At 51.4% G+C, this 19,185-nt stretch carries 13 protein-coding genes, 3 rRNA genes and 1 pseudogene; 3 read left to right on the top strand and 14 right to left on the bottom strand.

What is annotated here, in order from left to right; all coding sequences use genetic code 11:
- The first annotated feature begins 805 nt into the window (after window positions 1-805).
- Entirely contained in the window at window positions 806-1,354 is a 549-nt protein-coding gene (locus aalo17_RS13300) for a DUF6431 domain-containing protein (RefSeq protein WP_420806567.1), read from the top strand.
- A 3-nt stretch (window positions 1,355-1,357) separates the two neighbouring features.
- The gene (locus aalo17_RS03915) at window positions 1,358-2,227 is read left to right on the top strand and encodes a transposase (RefSeq protein WP_082743232.1); all 870 of its coding nucleotides are present in this window, start codon (window positions 1,358-1,360) and stop codon (window positions 2,225-2,227) included.
- Window positions 2,228-2,258: 31 nt separating this feature from the next.
- Here aalo17_RS03915 and aalo17_RS03910 read toward each other — a convergent pair whose 3' ends face one another.
- Both aalo17_RS03910 and aalo17_RS03905 read right to left on the bottom strand, forming a co-directional pair.
- Window positions 2,259-3,146: an IS3 family transposase gene (locus tag aalo17_RS03910; protein WP_067554248.1), complete on the bottom strand. Its 888-nt coding sequence runs from the start codon at window positions 3,144-3,146 to the stop codon at window positions 2,259-2,261.
- Window positions 3,143-3,442 (bottom strand): transposase, encoded by a 300-nt coding sequence (locus aalo17_RS03905; RefSeq protein WP_067554245.1) that lies wholly within the window; start codon window positions 3,440-3,442, stop codon window positions 3,143-3,145. The genes aalo17_RS03910 and aalo17_RS03905 overlap by 4 nt, the downstream gene beginning before the upstream one ends.
- Window positions 3,443-3,548: 106 nt before the next feature.
- Between aalo17_RS03905 and aalo17_RS13155 the strand changes: the two are divergent.
- Window positions 3,549-4,295: pseudogene (locus aalo17_RS13155) on the top strand (ISL3 family transposase); the annotation flags it as partial.
- 119 nt (window positions 4,296-4,414) lie between these two features.
- Here aalo17_RS13155 and rrf read toward each other — a convergent pair.
- From rrf to mnmA, 12 genes are all read right to left on the bottom strand, one after another.
- A 5S ribosomal RNA gene (gene rrf, locus aalo17_RS03895) occupies window positions 4,415-4,521 on the bottom strand.
- 94 nt (window positions 4,522-4,615) lie between these two features.
- Window positions 4,616-7,499 (bottom strand): 23S ribosomal RNA (locus aalo17_RS03890).
- Window positions 7,500-7,734: 235 nt separating this feature from the next.
- Window positions 7,735-9,270, bottom strand: a 16S ribosomal RNA gene (locus tag aalo17_RS03885).
- The 16S, 23S and 5S rRNA genes sit together here, the layout of an rRNA operon.
- Before the next feature lie 229 nt (window positions 9,271-9,499).
- Window positions 9,500-9,790, bottom strand: a complete 291-nt coding sequence (locus aalo17_RS12575) for a hypothetical protein (protein WP_145907503.1) — start codon at window positions 9,788-9,790, stop codon at window positions 9,500-9,502.
- A gap of 15 nt (window positions 9,791-9,805) precedes the next feature.
- Window positions 9,806-10,285: a transcription elongation factor GreA gene (greA, locus tag aalo17_RS03880; RefSeq protein ID WP_067555825.1), complete on the bottom strand. Its 480-nt coding sequence runs from the start codon at window positions 10,283-10,285 to the stop codon at window positions 9,806-9,808.
- 13 nt (window positions 10,286-10,298) lie between these two features.
- On the bottom strand, window positions 10,299-11,390 hold the full coding sequence (gene mltG / locus aalo17_RS03875; protein ID WP_067555822.1) for an endolytic transglycosylase MltG: 1,092 nt from the start codon (window positions 11,388-11,390) through the stop codon (window positions 10,299-10,301).
- Window positions 11,380-11,637: a DUF1292 domain-containing protein gene (locus aalo17_RS03870; RefSeq protein WP_067555819.1), complete on the bottom strand. Its 258-nt coding sequence runs from the start codon at window positions 11,635-11,637 to the stop codon at window positions 11,380-11,382. The genes mltG and aalo17_RS03870 overlap by 11 nt, the downstream gene beginning before the upstream one ends.
- Before the next feature lie 164 nt (window positions 11,638-11,801).
- Window positions 11,802-12,227, bottom strand: coding sequence for a Holliday junction resolvase RuvX (gene ruvX, locus aalo17_RS03865; RefSeq protein WP_067555816.1), 426 nt, complete (start codon window positions 12,225-12,227; stop codon window positions 11,802-11,804).
- Between the two features lie 3 nt (window positions 12,228-12,230).
- Window positions 12,231-12,482: an IreB family regulatory phosphoprotein gene (locus tag aalo17_RS03860; protein ID WP_067555813.1), complete on the bottom strand. Its 252-nt coding sequence runs from the start codon at window positions 12,480-12,482 to the stop codon at window positions 12,231-12,233.
- A gap of 162 nt (window positions 12,483-12,644) precedes the next feature.
- The gene (alaS, locus tag aalo17_RS03855; RefSeq protein WP_067560079.1) at window positions 12,645-15,269 is read right to left on the bottom strand and encodes an alanine--tRNA ligase; all 2,625 of its coding nucleotides are present in this window, start codon (window positions 15,267-15,269) and stop codon (window positions 12,645-12,647) included.
- 472 nt (window positions 15,270-15,741) lie between these two features.
- The gene (gene recD2 / locus aalo17_RS03850) at window positions 15,742-17,910 is read right to left on the bottom strand and encodes an SF1B family DNA helicase RecD2 (RefSeq protein ID WP_067555809.1); all 2,169 of its coding nucleotides are present in this window, start codon (window positions 17,908-17,910) and stop codon (window positions 15,742-15,744) included.
- Entirely contained in the window at window positions 17,903-19,114 is a 1,212-nt protein-coding gene (mnmA, locus tag aalo17_RS03845) for a tRNA 2-thiouridine(34) synthase MnmA (RefSeq protein WP_082743228.1), read from the bottom strand. Before mnmA ends, recD2 begins: the two co-directional genes overlap by 8 nt.
- Window positions 19,115-19,185: the final 71 nt, after the last annotated feature.

Raw genomic sequence — 19,185 nt, 5'->3', positions numbered from 1 at the left:
TGGAATCATGTTGATAGATGCAGCGAATCTCTTTTCACGCAAAGAACCAGTCTCCAAAGAAGCCTTTGACTCTGCCATCCAGGACATGTCTTCGGAAGAGAAAGACAGTCTTCTGTGGGCCCTGCTCCAGCAGAGAAACTCCAGGCCATGCGCCTGGATAAGTTTGGTGCTTCAAGTGAAAAGGCTTAAACCCTGTTCGTTCATTTATTCAATGAAACCGAAACTGTCGAGTAGATCGAGGAGCAGGCAGTGTGATGGATGAAATAGTACCGTATTCGGACCATCTGCCGACAGATCTGTATGTCAAAAAGAAGAAATCGAGACCTGGAGTACGGTGTCTTCCGTGAAAGATATCGTATCCCAGGTCTCTTTTTTCGTATAGATGGGTTTGATTTGACGCTTACCTGCTTTGCAGACAATACAATAAAGTTTTTGCAGTCAGGAACCACAAACTGCTCCAGATCCGGGGAAAAGAGACAAAAAAGGAATATCCAAAGATTTGTGAGGTCGAATCAAGCCTCCAAATTTAATCAGTAAAACTGAAAAGGAGTTGTTCCTGTCCTATCCAGCCTGTGAGGTGGAAGGTCAGAACAACTCCTTTTATCTTGAGGTCTTTTCGGTCACAATACACTGTATAGAAAGAAAAAGAGACAGTGCAATCTAGTTTCGACCCTACTTTGCTCTGTCCCACCGTTAGGCAACCTTTACGTTACAGATAATCACATGGGTTTTCAAGAAGTTTGTGTCCCCGAAAGACAAACGCCTGAATCAGATACGATCACTTTCCGATATCTCAAGTCAGGAGATGCTGCAGAGGATCTATGACCTGCTTTTCCAGGCCTTCTGCTCCAGTGAAAAGCTCTTCGTCTGCCCTTTTTGCGGTCATGATCTTCACTGTCACGGTAGTGTCCCCCGCACCATTAAGCTGCCTTGTGGTACTTTCACCATCTCAATAAGACGCGTCCGTTGCCCACACTGCCGCCACGTCCACCGGGTCCTTCCCGATATTTTCATACCCTATTATCTGTTTTCCAGCGAAGATGCCTCCATGGCCCTGAAAAAGTCTGCTGCAGGGGAGCCGCTGCGCCTGGCGGATTTCTCTCCAGATACTGAATCCTCATCCCTGTACCGATTCGTACAGGATTTTCGTCGTCGGTTCCCGGAATTCCCATCATCCGGTTTCAGGAGCTTCTTTTCTCTTGTTCCAAAGTTCATTCAGCGATTGCAGTACGAAACCAATGGTAGTTCTGATACATCTGTAGCCAACGGGGCCCAGTGGGGAAAGACCATGGTCTTTCCAACCTTCCTCTCATCGGAACCTGTTCCGCCTTCCGCCATACTGTCATCGAGGTGATGAATGATGGCTGTAAAAGTCAAAAATTCCCTGGAAAATACAGCTCTTGAACTGTTCGGTCTTGATGCTTCCAGGGTCCAGAACATATCGACCTCCCCTGGCATCGGTCAGATGCTTGTGGAGGTCACTTTGGTTCCTGCGTTTCCTGAATGCCCCCGATGCGGTGGTCATAACATCGTCGTTTTCAACTACACTCCCCGTGTGATAAACCATGATGTCCTTACAGACCGCAAATGCACTCTCATCTATAACGCCAGGCGTTACAAATGCAAAGACTGCCACCGCACCTATGGAGAAGACAATCCCTTCGCCATGAAAAGACAGCGGATCTCCATATTGACAGGAAAAGCGATCATCGAAGATCTCAGGTCTCCAAATGAAACTTTTGCTTCTGTAGGAGAGCGTCATCACGTTTCAGCTACGACAGTGATGAAGATATTCGACATGTGTGTAAGTTACCCTGTGCCGGTGAAACTATGCAGGGTGATGCAGATCGACGAAACATATTCCTTCAAATCTGATGATTCAAAGTATGTATGCATGCTCCTGGACTACGATGCCCAGTCCCCGGTGGATGTGCTCCCTTCCAGGAAAAAGGAGTATCTGGCAGCTTATTTCCGAAAGTTTCCCAGAAGCGAGCGAGACAGAGTGGAGTACATCTCGTCCGATATGTACAGGCCTGGTCCTATGTCAAGAAAACGGACACTGATTTTAGAGAGTCGGCAGATACTGCCAATTCTACGAAAGATTTCCTCCGCTTCCTCCCTTGACAGTGGGGCCCACTATCCCCTGGACCCCTTTCTCTTGCCTTCATCCAAAGAGTCAATATCTGACAGTTCTTGGCTGAAGGCTCATCAGTCTACCAGGGGATAGCCCACTGTAAAGGGCGCTCCAGAATTCTTTCTCAGTCAGTGCTGGTCCTTTGGAACATTACTTCATATTCTGCTGGGGACATATATCCACAGTGGCTGTGTATCCGTTCAGGGTTGTACCAGTCATCTATATACTGACTCACCAGTCGGTATGCATGCCTGTAGTTCTGTATATCGAACCTGCTCAGCCATTCCCTCTTGATCAGGGAGTGGAATGATTCAATACAGGCGTTGTCATACGGAACTCCTTTTGCTGAATAACTGCGAATCATTCCTCTGGTCAGTTTTCTGTACAGATCACAGGTATAGTGGATTCCTCGGTCCGTATGAATCATTATCGGTTCCTGGGACGGCCGGCGTTTTCTGGCTTCTTCGATCGATTTCAGAATTGGACCTGTGTCCAGCGTTTTTGTAAGCTTCCAGGAAATGATCCTTCTGGAATACAGATCCATGATGCAGGCAAGGTAAACGAATCCGTCCAGCTTTGTGTGGATATAGGTGATATCTGTGCACCATACGCAGTTTGGGTGAGCCGGAGAGAAGTTTCTATCCAGAAGATTCTTCAGATTTCCACTGAAATCACTTCGTATTGTGGTTTGTGTATGAGGCTTGACCCACTGTGCTCGGATCCCCATTTGACGCATATAAACACCAACGGTCCTTTCTGTAATGGAGATCCCTCCTGAGTTCAGGATTTTAGCGATTTTTGGCGCTCCGTAGTTTTCGTGGCTGTCTTCATAAATCTGAAGGATGGCCTTTTTCACATCATGCCTGCGCTTTTCCTGGTGGCTGGGTTTCCGCTTTAAATAGTCGTAATAGCCAGATCTTGAAAGACCAAGTTTATGAAGCACCCTGGATACCGAGAATTGGATTCCAGCTTTATGATCCTCGGCAACAAGTTCGTATTCGACCTGCTTCAGTTTCCCAGAATGCTTATGGCTTTTTTTAGAATCTTCAAAGCCTCCTGTGAGTCCCTGAGTTCTCGTTGAAGCCTGACATTTTCTTTGAGAAGGTCTTTTTCTTCCTTGTCATTATTATGAGCTGTCACAGCTGAAAGACCGGATCGGTTGAAATCTGCCCTCCATCTTTCCAGGGTGCTGCGGCCTACACCAAGTGTTTCAGCACATTCTATAACGGTCATTTCTGGATGGTTAGTCAAAAATTGAACCGCATCCTGCTTGAATTCATCTGTAAATGTTTTACGTTTCTTTGCCATAGATTTTCCTCTTTCATAGTGATTGTAGTTCTATGACATAGATACCGGTATTCTTAGAATCTCTAAATGGACTGTCCGTAAATTATTCTAAGGTCAGCCCTACAGGGAGATAGCTGCAACTTTCTTTCCCAAAGCGATATTCGCCGTGGACAGGTTCCATGTGGTCCAGGAATATACGAAGAGTCTGAACAGAGTGAGGATCCGTGTGATGAAAGGAACTCGAAAAGGGTCTCCGGAATACTATCTGCTCAAGCATCAGAGTGAACTTCTGGGGATCAGGCCTGATGCCTGGTACAGGGACAGGACAGGAAAGAAGATGATGATATTTGATCCGGCAGCACCCAGATCTTATGTCAGCGGACTGAAGAGGCAGATGAACAGATATGAACTGCGTGAGGCACTGCTGGATACGAGCCCGGACCTGAGGAAGGCGTATCACTTCCGGAACCGGCTGTCGGAGTATTACAGAAAAGAAAACCTGAGTACTGCAGAGGAGGAGCTCAGATCTCTGATTAGAGATCTAGACAGTACAGGTGTGGAGGAACTGCAGAGTTTCGCTGACACCCTGCGCAACTGGTTCAGGGAAATCATCAATTCGTTCCATATCGTCAAGCAGGAATATGTGGTCGATCCGAAGACCGGGAATGTAAGGCTGAAAGAACATCGCCTGACCAGCTCGATGATAGAGAACAGAAACAAGATCATCAAGATGATCAAACACAATGCGAATGGATATACGAACTGGGAACGGTTCAGGAACAGAGTACTGTTTGTGCTTTCCAGGGGTCCTGAAGATGGGCATCCAGACAGACAGGATAAAGCTGTCAACAGTGGAGAGAACAGCAGCAAATAGGCTGTAAATGAAAATGAGGTCCGGACTCCTCATCCAACTGTATTGGATGTGAGAGTCCAAACCTCACAAAACTTTAGAGCGCCCAAAAAAGCCGCCTCCCGTAAGGAAAGCGGCTGTCTGAGTGGCCATTTGTTATTTTTGCCTTTCGACTATCGTCACCGTCTCTGAGCTTGACTTCTGTGTTCGGGATGGGAACAGGTATTTCCTCAGCACTGTGATGACCACATCTTCCGGAATCATCTCTTCCAGGTCACTCTCTGAAAACCATACACGATATGTCTTTCGTTTCCTGTCTTTCCGCAAAGCTGCGGGCTTCTTTCTAGATCAAGTCCTCGACCGATTAGTGCCAGTCAACTCCATGCATCTCTGCACTTCCATCCCTGGTCTATCCACCTCGTAGTCTTCAAGGGGTCTTACTTCTCTTTCAGAATGGGAGATCTCGTCTTGGGTCCGGCTTCGTGCTTAGATGCTTTCAGCTCTTATCCGTTCCCTGCTTGGCTACCCAGCTCTACCATTGGCATGATAACTGGTGCACCAGCGGCAGGTCCATCCCGGTCCTCTCGTACTGAGGACAGCTTCCCTCAGATCTCCGACGCCCACAACAGATAGGGACCGAACTGTCTCACGACGTTCTGAACCCAGCTCGCGTACCGCTTTAATGGGCGGACAGCCCAACCCTTGGAACCGAATCCAGCTCCAGGATGCGATGAGCCGACATCGAGGTGCCAAACCTCGCCGTCGATGTGAACTCTTGGGCGAGATCAGCCTGTTATCCCCAGGGTAGCTTTTATCCGTTGAGCGACGGCCCTTCCATTCGGCACCGCCGGATCACTAATCCCGACTTTCGTCCCTGCTCCAGTTGTCTCTGTCGCAGTCAGGCACGCTTCTGCATTTGCACTCTTCAGTTGGTTCCCATCCAACCTGAGCGTACCTTTGGGCGCCTCCGTTACTCTTTGGGAGGCGACCGCCCCAGTCAAACTGCCCGCCTGGCACTCTCCCCTGTCCCTCTCGGCACACGGGTTAGGGCCCCATACATCCAGGAGTGGTATCCCACCGGCGACTCCACCAATACTTGCGTACTCGCTTCCAAGTCTCCCACCTATCCTGTACATGGCTGTCCAGGACCCAATACCAGGCTGCAGTAAAGCTCCATGGGGTCTTTCCGTCTAGTTGCGGGTAACCTGCATTTTCACAGGTACTAAGATTTCACCGAGTCTGCTGCCGAGACAGCGCCCAAATCGTTACACCTTTCGTGCGGGTCAGAACTTACCTGACAAGGAATTTCGCTACCTTAGGACCGTTATAGTTACGGCCGCCGTTCACTGGGGCTTCGGGTCACTGCTTCACCTCGCGGTTCACAGCTTGCCTTAACCTTCCAGCACCGGGCAGGTGTCACCCCCTATACTTCGCCTTGCGGCTTCGCAGGGAGCTGTGTTTTAGTTAAACAGTCGCTTGGGCCTTTTCACTGCGGCTCTTTCGAGCGCCCCTTCTTGCGAACGTACGGGGCCATTTTGCCGAGTTCCTTGGCAACAGTTCTCTCGCTCACCTTCGCATCCTCTGCGCGCCCACCTGTGTCGGTTTTGGTACGGGCCGTATATGCATTTCCACTAGAAGCTTTTCCTGGAAGCTGACTCGATGCGCTTCGCTACTCGCCTTCCGCTTTCGCTTACCCGTCACGCTCTGGTTTCCGTATCCGGATTTGCCTGGATACCACCTGCTTCGCTTGGCCCTCAATCCAGTAAGAGGGTCGCATCTGCCTTCTCCGTCACTCCTTCGCTCCATATACGGGTGCAGGAATCTCCGCCTGCTTTCCATCCGCTGCGCCTTTCGGCCTCACGTTAGGTCCCGACTTACCCAGGGCGGACGAACCTTCCCCTGGAATCCTTGGGCTTTCGGTGTGCAGGATTCTCACCTGCATCTCGCTACTCACACCGGCATTCTCTCTTCCATGCTGTCCATATGCCGTCTCCGTCATACTTCTTCCTGCATGCAACGCTCCCCTACCACATATACTTCCATATACATCCGCAGCTTCGGTACCTGGCTTAAGCCCCGGTACATTTTCGGCGCAGGGCCACTCGACTAGTGAGCTGTTACGCACTCTTTCAAGGATGGCTGCTTCTGAGCCAACCTCCTAGCTGTCCGTGCGTCCCCACATCCTTTTCCACTTAGCCAGTATTTTGGGACCTTTGCTGGCGGTCTGGGCTCTTTCCCTCTCGACCATGGACCTTATCACCCACAGTCTCACTGCCGGATTCCTCCCAGTCGGCATTCGCAGTTTGATCGCATTCAGTACCCCGGGATGGGGCCATCATGCGTTCAGTGCTCTACCTCCGTCTGTCATCCTCCGACGCTAGCCCTAAAGCTATTTCGGGGAGAACCAGCTATCTCCGGGTTCGATTGGAATTTCTCCCCTAGCCACAGGTCATCCGCTAACTTTTCAACGGTAGTCGGTTCGGTCCTCCACAGAATTTCACTTCTGCTTCAACCTGCCCATGGCTAGATCACCCGGTTTCGGGTCTGCTCCATACTACTCTTCCGCCCTCTTAAGACTCGCTTTCGCTTCGGCTCCGTCCTTTCCGACTTAACCTCGCACCATGGAACAACTCGCCGGTTCATTCTACAAAAGGCACGCCATCACCCTTTGACGGGCTCTGACTTCTTTCAGGCACACGGTTTCAGGTTCTCTTTCACTCCGCTCCCGCGGTTCTTTTCACCTTTCCCTCACGGTACTCGTTCTCTATCGCTCACACTGTATATTTTGCCTTGGCGGATGGTCCCGCCTGCTTCCGACAAGATTTCTCGTGTCCCGCCGTACTCAGGATCCCGTCTCATGCGTCTAACACTTCGCTTACGAGGCTTTCACTCTCTCTGGCTGTACTTCCCTGTACATTCTGCTGTGTCTTTCCCACTCTTTTGACGGTCCTACTACCCCGGATCTCTCCGGTTTGGGCTTCCTCCCCTTTCGCTCGCCGCTACTCGGGGAATCACTGTTGTTTTCTTTTCCTCCGGGTACTTAGATGTTTCAGTTCCCCGGGTACCTCTCCCTTTCGGGATGACAGCCTTCTGGCTGCCGGGTTCCCCCATTCGGACACCGACGGGTCTTTGCCTCCTTACGGCTCACCGTCGCATTTCGCTGTTTGGCACGTCCTTCTTCAGTACAGTGTGGCCAGGCATCCTCCCTGCGCCCTTCCTTGCTTGATCTGATTCTCTCAAACGTTTTTCGTGCTTTCTTCGAGATATTTTTCTCAGAACTGTTTCTTCTCTGTTCTTTTCTTTCTCTCAGTTTCTTTCTATTTCTCCACAACTTTACTTCAGACCTTCTGTTGTCTTTCATATCGTTGTACGGTTTTCAAAGATCGACCCTGGAAGACACTCTTCCAAAACCGGACAGGAACCACTCTGCTCTTTTTCCTTTTCCCCTGTACTTTCTCCTTAGAAAGGAGGTGATCCATCCCCACGTTCCCGTAGGGATACCTTGTTACGACTTAACCCCAGTCATCGATCCTGCCTTCGACGGCTCACTCCTCTAATGAGGTCATGCCACCGGCTTCGGGCATTACCGACTCCCATGGTTTGACGGGCGGTGTGTACAAGGCCCGGGAACGTATTCACCGCGGCATGCTGATCCGCGATTACTAGCGATTCCAACTTCATGGAGGCGGGTTGCAGCCTCCAATCCGAACTGGGACGGCTTTTATGAGATTCGCTCGACATCCCTGTCTCGCTGCTCTTTGTAGCCGCCATTGTAGTACGTGTGTAGCCCAGGCCATAAGGGGCATGATGATTTGACGTCATCCCCGCCTTCCTCCGGTTTGTCACCGGCAGTCTGGCATGAGTCCTCAGCTTTTCCTGTTAGCAACATGCCACAAGGGTTGCGCTCGTTGCGGGACTTGACCCAACATCTCACGACACGAGCTGACGACAACCATGCACCACCTGTGTGGATGTTGACCTCCGATGCATCTCTGCATCTTCGCATCCCATGTCAAGGCCTGGTAAGGTTCTTCGCGTTGCTTCGAATTAAACCACATACTCCACCGCTTGTGCGGGCCCCCGTCAATTCCTTTGAGTTTCACACTTGCGTGCATACTCCCCAGGCGGAGGACTCACTGCGTTAACTTCAGCACTGAGGTTTCACCCCCAACACTTGGTCCTCATCGTTTACGGCGTGGACTACTAGGGTATCTAATCCTATTTGCTCCCCACGCTTTCGTGCCTCAGCGTCAGCAACAGGCCAGGCGGCCGCCTTCGCCACTGGTGTTCTTCCATATATCTACGCATTTTACCGCTACACATGGAGTTCCACCGCCCTCTCCTGCTCTCCAGTCCTCCAGTTTCCAAAGCCATGCATGAGTTGAGCTCATGCGTTTCACTCCAGACTTGCAGGACCGCCTGCGCACCCTTTACGCCCAATCATTCCGGATAACGCTCGCCACCTACGTATTACCGCGGCTGCTGGCACGTAGTTAGCCGTGACTTTCTGGCGGGGCACCATCAGTCAGCACCCATTTCCTGATGCTGCCTTTTTTCCCCCGCAACAGAGCTTTACGACCCGAAGGCCTTCTTCACTCACGCGGCATCGCTCGTTCAGGCTTGCGCCCATTGACGAAAATTCCCTACTGCTGCCTCCCGCAGGAGTCTGGGCCGTGTCTCAGTCCCAATGTGGCCGTCCGCCCTCTCAGGCCGGCTATGCATCATCGTCTTGGTGGGCCTTTACCCCGCCAACAAACTAATGCACCGCAGGTCCATCCGCGCCCCATCCCCTAGAGGATGTTTCACAGAAAGAAGATGCCTCCTTCCTGTACATCGGGATTTGTTCTCCGTTTCCAGAGCGTATTCCCGGTGCGCGGGCAGGTTCCCTACGTGTTACTCACCCGTTCGCCACTAGAGACCCGAAGGTCTCTCGTTCGACTTGCATGTATTAGGCATGCCGCCAGCGTTCATCCTGAGCCAGGATCAAACTCTCCATTTGATCTGTACTCAGACGCTTTGCGTCTTGTGTTCATGATTGTTTTTCAGGTTCAAAGAATCGACGTTGTATCGTCTTGTATTTACTTCGTTTTTCCTGTCCGGTTTTCAAAGAGCGTCAGCATCCATGACAGATGCTTCCATCGCCTGCAGCTTCTGATGAAGTCACAAGCTTTTCAAAGATACTGAATGACCGGCCGGGCTGTCAAGCCCGCCTGTGCCCCTCAGCACTCCTATATCTTAACTCGTCCGCAAGAGTCTGTCAACACATTTTTTAAACTTTTTATTCTTTTATGTGTTATGACTTGTTGATTTATCCAAACCGCTTGCAGCTCACTTATAATACCATTCCCCTCACACATACGCAAGAGAAGTTTTCTTATCAGCCCTTTTTCTTCAATCGGTGAATGATTCTCTTTTTCCAAATCCCCGGGTTTTACGGCAATCAGACTGAACTCCATCTCAGCAGCCCGGATATAAAGCTTACGCACTATCCAATAAGAAAACCGGTTGAGGATGTTCAACCGGCTGACTGTATGTTACTTGAGATCTTCGATGACAACATCATACGGAACAGGAACCTTATCGATGTGCACCGTATCTCCTGCCTTGTGATCCATGATGGCTTTTGCCACCGGAGATTCATTGGAAATCTTGTTTTCAAAGGGATCGGCTTCGATGGTACCTACGATCGTATACGTATTCACCGACCCATCCGAAAGGTCCTTCAGAGTCACTTCGGAGCCAATGTGAACCACTGCATTTTTTCTTACCTGAGATTCGTCAATGATCTCGGCTTTTTTCAGGAGAGCCTCCAGTTCCCGGATACGGGCTTCGACCTGAGCCTGATGATCACGCGCTGCATCATAGTCTGCATTTTCCGACAAGTCACCCTGTGCCCGGGCTTCCTGCAGCTCAACGATTACTTCCTGTCTCACGACATGGATCAGATTTTCCAGCTCCCGCTCTAAATCATTATATCCTTCCTGGGTAACATAAAATTTTTCATTGCTGGCCATGAATGGTTCCTCCTTATTCAATCACAAGACCGAGCTCGCGCATCAGCTGCTCGTGTTCCTCAAACGTTTTTGCATAATACACCTGTCCCGGATTTGACTTTACGTTGTGAATATCTGCTACAAAGAACAGATACCCGCTTTCCTCGGGGTGCAGGACAGCCTCAATTGCTTCCCTGCCAGGATTCAGAATCGGCCCTGGCGGGAGTCCCTGGATCAGATATGTATTATACGGAGATTCAATGTCATATTGCGTTTCACAAGCCGTGGGATCCGAAAACTGATCATACAAAGCATAGCAGACAGTCACACTAGACTGCAGCATCATCCCCTGATTGAGCCTGTTTTCAAACACTCCGGCAATTTTCGCCATATCTTCTTTTGAGGCGGATTCAAATTGAACAATGCTTGCGAGCGTCACGATTTCTTCCACACTCTTGCCGGATGCTTCAAATCCGGTTCTGTTCTCCTCCCAGACTTTCTGAAACTGCGTCAGGAATGTTCTGGTAATCTGATCAATGGAGCTGTCCGGTGAAAACTGATAGGTATCCGGAAACAGATACCCCTCCAGTTTTACCCGAAGATCCGGGTTGTCAAGAGATGCAGTGTTCAGAAACGGATACTCCGAGGCAAGCGTTTCAATATACGCCTGATCATTCCATGCATCCAGAAACTGCTGGGCTGTATACGGAAACTGTTCGGACAGTCGCGCAGCAATTTCCTTTGCCCACCAGCCTTCCGGAATCGTTACCGACACATGGCTGGCTCTGGCCTGTTCAGGGTCATCCAGACGTTGCAGGATTTCGTCAGTCGTCATATCCGAATTGAAACTGTATGTCCCGGCATACCAGGACGGCTGCCCGGCAATCTTTGTATACAGTCCCAGAACCTTTGCGTTTCTGATGATGCCCTCGCTCTGCAGGGACCCAAAAACGGCATCCAGAGATTCTCCGTCCTTCACCTCGATCTCTGCTTCCCGTGAGCCTCCTGCAGGCTGCAGTTCATACCAGAACCAGCCACCGGCACAGGCCATCAGGACAACCACCAGCAGCAGTACAACCCGTCCCCAATGGATCCGTTTTCTTCTGCGGGGACGCTTAGCCGGCATTCTCCTCGTCCTCGGCAAACGTGTTGATGACTTCTTCCACCATCTCCCATTCTTCATCGCTTTCTATAGGCATCAGGTTTCCTTCTTCATCATAGCGGGAGGCAAATACCTCACCATCCACCGCACCTTCGCGCTGGAATACCACATACTGTGTTCCCAGGTCCTGGCTGTCAAACGTGAACAGAATCGTCATTTTCTGTTCATTTCCATTTTCATCTGTGACATACAGGCAGTTCGAGTCCAACATAAAATCATTCCTTTCCAGACTTTGCATTTTCTGCAAACAGTCCTGTAATTCAAATTATCGCACACATAACCCTGTCACTCAATCCAGGGTACACCCTGTGTCATCACTTCACGATATCTCCGGTCGCAAACGGAGCCACTGACAGTCAACAGCAAAAACGGAGACTAGAAGCCTCCGTTCTGACGATCGAGATAGCTTTGCAGAATCTGCACTGCCGCCATCTGATCAATGACTTTTTTCCGTTTTTTCCGGGATACATTGCCCTGGATCAGGATCCGTTCGGCACTGACAGTGGTCAGACGCTCATCCCAAAGATGCACGGTTATATCATGTTCCTCCAGCATCTTGGCAAATTTCTGCGAAATCTGTCCACGGACACCAATATCACCGTTCATATGCTTCGGCAGCCCCAGAACCACTGTTTTGACCTTATGTTCCTCCAGTATCTTCAGCACTTCAGCCAGACACTGTTTATAGTTGTCTGCCGGAAAGCGAACTGTCGTCAGCGATCTTGCAATCATTCCCAGCGGATCACTGATGGCCACTCCGCAGGTCACACTTCCAAGATCAAGCCCTATCAACCGTTCCACTGCTTATTTCTCCAGATAGGCCCGGACAAGTTCCTCAATGATCTCGTACCGTTCAATACGCTGGATCAGATTTCGCGCATTTCGGTGTGACGAAATATACGCCGGATCATTGCTGATAAGGTATCCGGCAATCTGGTTTACAGAGTTGTAGCCCCGTTCCTCCAGTGCCTCGCTGACTTCACGCAGAACCGCCTTGATGTTTTCCCGACGAATTTCCTCTGTGGTGAATGTCATTGTTTCAGTGATATCGCGCATGATGAGACCTCCTGACCTATATGTTCATTTTATCTTCTGCTTTTTGGAAAATAAAGGGATTTACTGCTGACAACAGGATATCCTCCTGTCGACCACAGCCAGGCGGACAAGCTTCATTGCTGTCCTCTGTAAACGCCCCTCTCCAGCTTCTGATCCCGGCTGTCAGCGAATCATGGAAGCCACTGTTTCAAAGGCTTCATCGAGTTTCGCGGCATCCCGGCCTCCGGCCTGAGCCAGATCGGCTTTGCCCCCGCCTTTTCCGCCTGTCACTTCCGCAGCCGCCCTGACCAGCTGACCTGCATTGTTCCCGGCTTTCACAGCTGCATCCCCGACGCCTGCAGCAAAGACCAGCTTTCCGCCTGCATCGGCAGCCAGGAAAACCACCATGTCCGAATCCTTCTTCTTCAGCATAGCTGCGAGGTTTTTCATTTCACGGCCATCCATGCCTTCCACCTTCCGAATCAGCACAGGACGCCCTGCGATTTCTTTGGCCGAAGAAAGCCACTGATCGCTCTTGAGCTGGAATATCTGGTTTTTCAGATCGCTGACCTCATTGTTCAGGTCATGGATCTGTGTATACGCAGCAGCCACTTTGTCATCGATCTTCTTCAAAGACTTCTGGCGTGCACTGGCAGCGATGTTGTTCAGCATCCGGTCTTCACCCGCAAATTCTTCATATGCCGCAAATCCGGTCTTTGCCGTGAGGCGACGGGCATCCGAACCGATGGATTCCTCGGAGACAATCTTCAGAACTCCGATTTCCCCTGTGTTGTTTACATGACAACCTGCACAGAATTCCTTTGAGACATCGCCCATGGTGACCACCCGCACCTTGTCACCGTATTTTTCATTGAACAGCGCGGTGGCACCGGACTTCTTTGCATCTTCGATATCCATGATTTCCTTCGATACCGGATAACGGTCCGCAATGTATTCATTCACGATCCGTTCCACTTCACGCAGCTGTTCCGACGTCGGCTTTTCGAAATGTGAGAAATCAAACCGCAGGTAATCCGGGCCCACAAAACTGCCGGCCTGGTGAATGTGTTCACCCAGCACTTTTTTCAGAGCAGACTGCATCAGATGAGTGGCGGAGTGGTTGGCTGTGGTTTTGAGCCTTCTCGCTGCATCCACAGCCTGCATCAAGTCGTCACCGGTTTCCAGAATCCCATCCTTCAGCTTCACCGTCAGGACATGCTGACCGTTGCGGATCTTCGTGACATCTGTGACCTCAGCTTCCATCTCCTCGTTGAACAGCCGGCCGGAATCAGCCACCTGACCGCCGCTGGTGGCATAGAAGCAGCACTTGTCCAGGACAACCTGGCCTTCGTCCTCCAGGGAATCCACCAGTCTGCCCTCCCGGAACAAACCGACGACCTTCGCCGGAAATTCCAGGATATCGTATCCGATGAACTCACTGGGCTGTTCGAACTTCATCAGATCTTCGTGCTGTGTCGCAAAAGATTCCTCTGTATTGCGTGCATTCCTGGCTCTTTCCTTCTGCTGCTGCATCTGGGCATCAAATTCCGCGCGGTCAACCGTCAGGCCGTTTTCATCCGCTATCTCAGCCGTAAGTTCGTAGGGGAATCCATATGTGTCATAGAGACGGAACACGATTTCGCCTGGAAGCCGGCCAGTTCCGGCAGCTTCCTTCATTGCGTCATCCAGGAGACTCTGCCCGGTCTCCAGGGTCCTGCGGAAAGACTGTTCTTCCTTCAGGATCCTCCGCTGTGTCTGTTCTGTGTACTCAGTGAGGTAGGGATAGAAATCCTCCATCACAGAATTCACGACCGGAACCAGCTTATACAGGAAAGGTTCGTTCATTCCCAGCTTCAGTCCGAACCGTGCTGCTCTCCGAAGGACACGGCGGAGCACATATCCTCGGCCGGAGTTGGAGAATGACGCGCCATCAGCAAGTGCAAATGTCAATGTCCGGATATGATCCGCAATGACACGGTATGCCATTTTGCTGTCGCCTTCATAAGGCACCCCTGTGAGTTCTTCCGCCGCATGAATGATTGGCAGAAACAGATCTGTATCGAAGTTCGTCTCGCCATCCTGGATCAGCGCCACCAGACGTTCCAGTCCCATGCCTGTATCAATGTTCTTCTGCGGCAGTTCACGGTATTCTTTCCGATCGAGTTCGGGATCGCAGTCAAACTGTGAGAAAACAACATTCCAGACCTCGATGTAGCGGTCGTTTTCCAGTTCCTCGAAAAACAGACGTTCTCCCAGCCCCTCAGGATCATACTTCGGGCCGCGGTCAAAGAAAATCTCACTGTCCGGTCCACCCGGGCCTTTTCCGATTTCCCAGAAGTTTTCATCCGTTTTCAGGATGTGGGAAGGATCGACACCGCAGACCTCCGTCCAGATCCGGTAGGCGTCGTCATCATCGGTATATACAGACACATACAGCCGGTCTTTGTCGATGCCCATCCAGTCCTGGCTTGTCAGGAACTCCCAGGCGAAAGGAATCGCTTCCTCTTTGAAATAATCGCCGATGGAGAAATTGCCGAGCATTTCAAAAAAAGTATGATGCCGGGCAGTCTTGCCCACGTTTTCTATGTCGTTGGTCCGGATACTTTTCTGCGCATTGGCAATCCGGTTGCTGGCGGGCTTCTCGGAACCATCAAAATATTTTTTCAGAGCCGCAACACCTGCGTTGATCCACAACAGTGTCGGATCATTGTCAGGGACCAGCGAAGCCCCTGGTTCTATCATGTGACCTTTGGATGCAAAATAATCCAGGAACATCTGACGGACCTGATTTCCGGTGAGTTGTTTCATGTCTACCTCCTGTCTGAAAAAGAGAAAGCTGTAGCAGGCTGTCCGGGCTGAATCAAGCAGGGTGTCTGTTTTGACGAGGCTGTGACTCTGCATGAGCCAATTTGCCAGAACTCCGGCACTTTCCGGGAAAAGAAAAAGACGTCCTGTTGTCCAGGAACGTCTTGAAACGCGGTACCATCCCGGTTCACCCCTTTTCAGGGATGCACTCGATTGCCCATAACGCTGGCAGCGGCCGGCTCCCAAGCAGCCTTCGGGATGCTGCAGCCGAAGCTTTCACCTGCCGCTTCGTCTCTGTGCCTGCCTGCAATCCGTACTCCTCTTTTTCATCGCCGTATAGAGGGATGGTACCATGCCGGTACCCCGGATGCAACCCTGCGGTGACCGCGGGTTAATGGATACTGTTGAATGTGCCGCAGCCGGGGACAGCCCGGGTGACGGTCTGTTCAGAATCGGCTCCTGTTCCCTGAAATTCTCAGCTGTTTTCCAGGTTCCGGGAATCATAGGAATCAGATTCCAGTGGCTGCAGGGAAATGTATTCCCAAAGACGTTCTTTCAATGTCGTCATCCGGTGATTTCTCGTTTTCTGCCGGACTTTGCTTCGAAAGACACCCGGATCCCCAAGAAGAATGAGTTCTTTTTTCGCCCGCGAGATGGCTGTATACAGCAGTTTTTTGCTCAGCATGGCCTGATTCCTGCAGGAAGTGATGCAGTAGACTTTGTCATATTCCGAGCCCTGTGCCTTGTGAACGGATACACACCAGGCATGGGAGAGGTAATAAAGAAAGTCATTGCTGAAATCCACCTCCGTCTCCCCGAAATCAACGGTTATGGTCCGGGTTCGGGAATCGATGCCGGATATCACACCCATATCTCCATTGAAGACATCTTCATCGGGCATATTCTTCAAAAGCATGACTTTGTCATTCTTTCGAAATGTCACAGGACCTGCCGTCAGCTCCGGGCACCCGGCACGCGGGGGATTGAATACGTTCTGCAGGGCTTCGTTGACTGCCTCGATTCCGGCTGCCCCTTTATACATGGGAGCCAGGACCTGGAACCGGTCCGGATCCATCTCCGGATCAACATCCTCCAGAATCGCATCCAGGATCCGCTCTTCGGGAAGATCCAGGTAAGTGACTCCATCTTCCCAGGTGCAGGTCTCTTCATCCCGGATCTCCCTGGCCAGGGTGATGATTCCCGACCCCTCCGACTGCCGCCAGATCCGTTCGAGATGCACAGCCGGGATCCGCCCCGAATCAATCAGGTCCTGGAACACTCTGCCGGGACCAACACTTTCGAGCTGGTCCTCATCGCCGATCAGCAGCAGCCGGCAGTCATCGGGCAGTGCCAGGATCAGGCTGGCAAACAGATGTGTATCTATCATGGAGGATTCATCAATGATCAGGATCTGGCACTCCAGCAGATCGGACGGTCCTTTCGCAAATGTATTCTCTTCCAGGTTCCATCTGAGGAGTGAATGGATGGTCCGGGCATCGTTGTCGGACAATGCTGCTAGCCGTTTTGCAGCGCGACCCGTCGGGGCCGCCAGCTGAATGACCATATCGGGATACAGGGACCGGGCAATGGACAGGATTGCCCGGACCACAGTTGTCTTTCCGGTTCCTGGACCGCCATTGAGGACCAGCACGGAGCGGGAAAAGAATTCACGAATTGCGTCTTTCTGCCGGACATCGTATTCGATTCCAAGTGAAAACTCTGTCTGCCGGATGCGTGTTTCCAGGTCTTTGCTGTCCGGCGGATCCACGTCAAACATGTGATTGGCAATGCCCCGCGCAATTTCCTTTTCCTCGCTGCATAAACCGAAGGGATAAATCCGGCCATTTTCCAGTTCCAGAGCGCCTGCTGTTTCGAGGCGTGCAAGGGCGGCTTCGAATATCTCAGGCTCCAGTCCCTGGACACTGTCCCACATGCGCGCCATGGAGAGCCAGGTGCTTCCGGTTTTCATGGACAACTCTCTTGCATTGCGGAACAGAAGACCATCCAGGCGCCGCAAGTCATCTTCCCTGAGATTCAGGGCATCCGCAAGTTTGAGAGCGGACTGATACCCGAATCCGTTCACTTCATATAGCGGCCGGAATGGATTCTCATCCAGGACCTTCAGGACATCCTGATAATGATCCTGCAGCAGCGCGATCTGTCTGGGTGCGACTCCCCATTCCAGAAGTTTTATATACGTTTCACTGTCCCCTGCGTAGTCACGCAGTCCCTGGACCAGGATTTCCTGCCTTGCTTTACTGAGACTGGGGACCCTTTGCAGGATCGAGGCATCTCGCCGGATCATTTCCAGGCAGTCTTCACCGAGTGTATCCACCACTATCCTTGCAGTCGCGGTTCCGATTCCCGGAAAGGCTTTCCCGGCCAGAAACCGGATAATGGCTTCGGATTCATCCGGAAGTTTTCTCCGTCCCGTCAGGATCCTGAACTGCCGTCCGAATCTTGGGTGATGAACTTCTTCCCCCGTCAGTTCATATACCTGTTCCTCCTCCGGATCCGCAAGCCGCCCTGCACCTGTGAACGAATGACGGTCTGATTCATCATAGAAAGAGGCAACTACGTATGAATTGGCTTCATTCTGGAAAATGATATGTTCAAGGCGGCCAGTGCGGGTTTCTTCAGGCATGTGTTTCCTCTGGTTCCGGGCTGTTTCCGTTCGGGTCCGGATATCCGGACGCATCAGACCGGTTCAAAGCTGAAGCAATGGTTTGCTGCACAGACCGGCCATTCCAGAATACTTCTTCAATGGTCCCTCCTCCCAGACACCGGTCACCGTCGTAGAATACTGCCTCCTGTCCGGCTGTCACAGACCGTATCCCCTGGGGATACTTCACCAGAGCCGTTGTTTTGTCCAGACACGTCACCTGAACCTCCTGGTCCGGCTGTCTGTATCGGAACTTCGCTGTCAGTTTTTCCGGAATATTCCAGTCATCTGGCACGATCCAGTTGATATCTTCCACAAGGCAGGCATCTGAAAGGAGCCAGTCCTGATGATCGACATGACAGACATACAGCTCGTTTCGGCTGACATCCTTGCCAGCAACAAACCAGGGACCTTTGTGTGCAGTGATATTCAGTCCCTTGCGCTGACCCACTGTGTAATACAGCACCCCCTGGTGTTCTCCCAGTACGTTTCCGCTGTCGATATCCACAATTGGTCCCGGCTTCATGGGAAGATAATTCGAGAGAAACAGCCGGAAATTCCGCTCGCCGATGAAGCAGATCCCGGTGCTGTCTTTCTTGGAAGCTACGGATTCAAGCCTCAGCGCTTCTGCAATCCGGCGCACCTCCGGTTTGGTCAGACCGCCTATGGGAAACAGCGTTCTGGCGATTTTGTTCTCAGGGACCTGGCAGAGGAAATAGGTCTGGTCCTTGTTCCGGTCCTGGGCCCGGGTCAGCCAGACGAAGCCATCCTCCTGTCTGTTGTTGGCATAGTGGCCTGTGGCCACTGCCTCGAATCCCTGGCTCGTGGCAAAATCAAAGAAAGAGTCAAACTTGATGTATTTGTTGCAGAGTATATCCGGATTCGGTGTCCGGCCTCTTTCATACTCCTTCAGGAATGTCTGAAACACATGATCCCAGTATTCCTGAATAAAATCAGCCCGCAGCAGTTTCAGCCCAAGATGATCGGCTACAGCCCGGGCATCATTGTAATCCTGCTCCTGGGGGCAGATGTCGTTTGTGAGGTCAGGATTTCCCTCTATGTCGGCATTGGTCAGGGAATCCCAGTTGCGCATGAAACAGCAGGTGACGTCATGTCCTTCCTGCATCAGTTTCCAGGCCGCAACCGCGGAATCCACTCCTCCCGAGAGTCCCACAAGCACTTTCATATCTGTTCCTCCGTTCCATCACTGTTTCTGCAGTGCCAGACATCCGTCAGCAGTCTCTTCCAGCCATCCCG

It is taken from the genome of Faecalibaculum rodentium, from assembly GCF_001564455.1.
GTDB lineage: Bacteria > Bacillota_I > Bacilli_A > Erysipelotrichales > Erysipelotrichaceae > Faecalibaculum > Faecalibaculum rodentium.
The sequence above is the reverse complement of the archived record's forward strand: the minus strand, read 5'-3'. Positions and strand labels throughout refer to the sequence as shown.